The sequence below is a fragment of the Achromobacter sp. UBA5777 genome (assembly GCF_002418565.1).
Classification (GTDB): Bacteria; Pseudomonadota; Gammaproteobacteria; order Burkholderiales; family Burkholderiaceae_B; genus Achromobacter; species Achromobacter animicus.
The window spans coordinates 1-4,111 of the sequence record NZ_DIEJ01000292.1 but is presented as its reverse complement, the minus strand read 5'-3'; the positions used below and the strand labels follow the sequence as shown (position 1 = coordinate 4,111).

Sequence of the window (4,111 nt, the reverse complement as noted above, 5' to 3'; positions counted from 1 at the left end):
GGCGGTGGCGCCGTAGGGGGCCAGCCATTCCAGACGAGCCGCATAGCTCTTGGCGTTGAAATCGCCGTTCTGGTCGAAGTCGGTCACGGGGAAGGAAAGCAATCCTTCCGAGACGATGGCTTTGAGTTCCTGGGGAGTCGTCATGGCTGTCTTCCAAATATGAGGAATGGGTAGTGAAAAGGCGGTATGCCGTGGCCGCGGCGTTGTTCGATCCGCGATGTCAGTCATCGTACAACATATAAGTCGGGCTGACAACGACTTCCCAGGAGAAATGTTGTCGTACAACAAGCCGAATGTATCTTTTGAATCTAGGAATTTCCCTATGTTGAACGGAGAAGTCGGCCGCGCTATTCTCAGCGCTCACTGTCGTACGACAACGTACAAGAACGGCGACAATTCCCAATCTCTAGGAGACAAGTTTGAAGGCATTCCCCCTGTTGAGCCGCCTGTCGGCCGTCCTGGCCGTCGCCACCGCTTTTGCCGCACCTGCCCACGCCGCCGATGAGTGGCCGTCTGCAAAGGCCATCACGTTGGTGGTTCCGTTTGCGGCGGGCGGCACGTCCGACATCCTGGGACGCTTGATCGCCCAGGAATTGGGCACGACGCTCAAGCAGACCGTCGTCGTTGAAAACAAGGGTGGCGCCGGTGGCGTGCTGGGCGCGGACGCCGTGGCGCGCGCCAAGCCGGACGGCTACACGCTGCTGCTGGGCACGATCGCGACGCACGCGATCAACCCGTCGCTGCTGCCCAGCATCAACTACAACGCGGCCAAGGATTTCTCGCCCGTGATCTTGCTGGGCAGCATTTCCAATGTGCTGCTGGTGGGCGCGAATCAGCCCTATAAGAGCGTGCAGGACGTCGTTGCCGCCGCCAAGGCCAATCCCGACACGATCGCCTTCGGCTCGGCCGGGCAGGGCACGTCGCAGCATTTGTCGGGCGAAGTGTTCAAGCAGCTGACAGGCGCGCACCTGACGCACGTGCCGTACCGCGGTAGCGCGCCGGCCATTTCGGACCTGATCGGCGGCCAGATCCCCAGCTCGTTTGAAACCGCCCTGGTCGCGCTGCCGTACGTGCAAAGCGGCAAGGTGCGCGCGCTGGCGGTCACGTCCGCCAAGCGCACCGCCGTGTTGCCGGACGTGCCCACCATGCAGGAAGCCGGCGTGCCGGGCTTTGACGTCAGCAGCTGGCAGGCCATCTACGCCCCGGCCAACACGCCGCCGGCCGTGGTCGAAAAGCTGAACAAGACGATTGCCGAGATCGTGGCCAAGCCGGAAGTCACCGCCAAGATGCAGGGCCTGGGTCTGGCCTACACGCCGAACACGCCGGCGGAATTCACGGCATTCCAGGCGGCCGAGCAGGCCAAATGGGCCAAGATCATTGCCGATGGAAAGTTGAAGGCGCAGTGATTGCGTTGTTAGGTATGAAAGCCTGGCGCGGGGAGTCGATCCTCGCGCCAGGTTTTTTTATTGGGTTGGAGTTTTGACGGGGTGAATCGGGGTTTGCAATGGGCGTCTCAATAGGTGTCTGACACCGACGCGAAATGGCGTAGGCCCCGGGCCGCGTGGCGCGGCGCCGGGGCCTATTTGTTGATGCGACGCCCGAAATCCAGGCGTCAACCCATTACGCCTTGACCAGCGTGCCGTCCACCATGCGCGTCAGACCCAACGGGTTACCGCGCTGGACGCCTTCCGGCAGCAGGCCGTCGGGCAGGTCCTGGTAGCAGACCGGACGCAGGAAGCGACGGATCGCCGTGGCGCCGACCGACGTCGAGGCCGGGTTCGACGTGGCCGGGAACGGGCCGCCGTGAACCATCGCGTGGCTCACTTCCACGCCGGTCGGGTAGCCGTTGGCCAAAATGCGGCCAGCCTTGCGTTCCAGTACGGGCAGCAGGGCGCGGGCGTCGTCCAGGTCGGCGTCGTCCACGAACAGCGTCGCGGTCAGTTGGCCTTCCAGGTGCTCGGCCACGGCGCGGACCTGCGCGGCGTCCTTGCACGCGACAACCAGCGAAGCGGGGCCGAACACTTCGGCTTCCAGCTCGTGCGAGGCCAGGAACTGGTCGGCGCTGGCGCCGAACACCACGGCGCCGGCGGCGTTGCATGCCGGGTTCGAGGGTTCACCGCGGCCGACGGTCGACACGCTGGCGTGACGCGCCAGGGCGTCCGCGCCTTGCTCGTAGGCCGAGAAGATGCCCGGCGTCAGCATGGTGGCGGCGCCCTTGGCCTTGACGGCCTCGGCGGCAGCCTGGCGGAAGCGATCCAGCGCCGGGCCTTCGATGCCGATCACCAGGCCGGGGTTCGTGCAGAACTGGCCCACGCCCATCGACAGCGAATCCACGAAGCCCTTGGCGATGGTCTCGGCGCGCGCTTCCAGCGCGGCGGGCAACAGGAAGACGGGGTTGATGCTGGACATTTCCGCGTACACGGGAATCGGCACGGGGCGGGCGTTGGCGGCGGCGACCAGCGCCAGGCCGCCGCGGCGCGAGCCGGTGAAGCCGATAGCCGTGATCGCCGGATGCGTCGCCAATGCGGTGCCGATTTCATTGCCGGCGCCAAACAGCAGCGAGAACGTGCCTTCCGGCAGACCGTGCTTGGCGACGGCTTGCTGGATGGCGCGGCCGACCAGCTCGGACGTGCCGGGGTGGGCGTTGTGCGCCTTGACGATCACCGGGCAACCGGCGGCCAATGCCGACGCGGTGTCGCCGCCCGCAACCGAGAAGGCGAGCGGGAAGTTGCTGGCGCCGAACACCACCACGGGGCCCAGGGGAACGTTGGCCAGGCGCAGGTCGGCGCGCGGCAACGGCTGGCGCTCGGGTTGGGCCGGGTCGATCGTGGCGTCCAGGAAGTAACCGTCGCGCACGACGCGGGCGAACAGACGCAGCTGGCCGACCGTGCGGCCGCGCTCGCCTTGCAGACGGGCGACGGGCAGGCCGGTTTCCTGGTGCGCGCGCTCGATCAGCGCGTCGCCAATGGCCACGATGTTTTCAGCGATGCTTTCCAGGAATTGGGCGCGCGTTTCCAGCGGCAGGGCACGGTACGGGTCAAAGGCGGCGCGAGCCAATTCGGCGGCGCGCGACACGTCGTCGGCGGAGCCGGCGGGGTAGGCGGGTTCCAGGCGTTCGCCGGTGGCGGGGTTGATGGCGTGCTGGGCAGCGCCCGCGCCCAGGACGGCGGTCGAGCCGATCAACATCTGGCCGGTCAGGTTCATGGTCATCTCCAAAGATAGGCGCCGATCCGAAGGATGGGCGTTGTCGCCCCCAACGGGTCCGGGGAAAAAAATGCCCCCGGACCGGGGGCAGATAGCAGGTGTCAGTGCGGACCGATTACTCGGCGCCGGACTTCTTGATCAGGGCGGCAAGCATTTCCATTTCTTCGCCGGTCAGGTCGGTCAGCGGTGCGCGCACCGGACCCGCGTCGTGGCCGACCAGCTTGGCGCCGGCTTTGACGATGCTGACGGCATAGCCGGCCTTGCGGTTGCGGATTTCCAGATACGGCAGGAAGAAATCGTCCAGCAGGCGGTTGGTGGTGTCGCTGTCGTTCGCGGCGATGGCGTTGTAGAACTCCATGGCCATCTTGGGCACGAAGTTGAAGACGGCCGACGAGTAGACCGGCACGCCCAGCGCGCGGTAAGCGGCTGCGTAGACTTCGGCGGTGGGCAGGCCGCCCAGGTACGAGAAGCGGTCGCCCATCTTGCGGCGGATGCGGACCATCGATTCGATGTCGCCGATGCCGTCCTTGAAACCGACCAGGTTGGGGCAGCGGTCAGCCAGGCGGGCCAGGCTGTCGGCCGACAGACGCGACTGGGCGCGGTTGTAGACGATGACGCCGATGTTGACCGACTTGCAGACCTGCTCGACGTGGGCGGCGATGCCGTCCTGCGAGGCTTCGGTCAGGTAGTGGGGCAGCAGCAGGACGCCCTTGGCGCCTTGGCGCTCGGCTTCCTGTGCGTAGGCGATGGCGGTGCGGGTGGGGCCGCCGGCGCCAGCCAGGATCGGCACCTTGCCCTTGCAGGTCTGCACGGCCGTGCGAATGACGTCGGAATATTCATCCGGAGCCAGCGAGAAGAACTCACCGGTGCCGCCGGCGGCGAACAGGGCGGTGGCGCCGTAGGGGGC

Annotated in this window: 3 protein-coding genes and 1 pseudogene; 1 reads left to right on the top strand and 3 read right to left on the bottom strand. The window is 66.4% G+C overall.

Going from position 1 to position 4,111, the window contains the following annotated elements; all coding sequences use genetic code 11:
- Window positions 1-144, bottom strand: a pseudogene (locus tag B3446_RS25610) (5-dehydro-4-deoxyglucarate dehydratase); the annotation flags it as partial.
- Between the two features lie 275 nt (window positions 145-419).
- Between B3446_RS25610 and B3446_RS25605 the strand changes: the two are divergent.
- Window positions 420-1,406: a Bug family tripartite tricarboxylate transporter substrate binding protein gene (locus B3446_RS25605; RefSeq protein ID WP_291386699.1), complete on the top strand. Its 987-nt coding sequence runs from the start codon at window positions 420-422 to the stop codon at window positions 1,404-1,406.
- Window positions 1,407-1,620: 214 nt separating this feature from the next.
- On the opposite strand, the gene B3446_RS25600 is transcribed toward B3446_RS25605, so the two are convergent.
- Both B3446_RS25600 and kdgD read right to left on the bottom strand, forming a co-directional pair.
- A complete protein-coding gene (locus B3446_RS25600) occupies window positions 1,621-3,204 on the bottom strand; it encodes an aldehyde dehydrogenase (NADP(+)) (RefSeq protein ID WP_175136456.1) in 1,584 nt (527 codons plus the stop codon).
- A 115-nt stretch (window positions 3,205-3,319) separates the two neighbouring features.
- Window positions 3,320-4,111 (bottom strand): 5-dehydro-4-deoxyglucarate dehydratase (kdgD, locus tag B3446_RS25595; protein ID WP_291386696.1); only part of this gene is annotated, 792 nt, incomplete at its 5' end.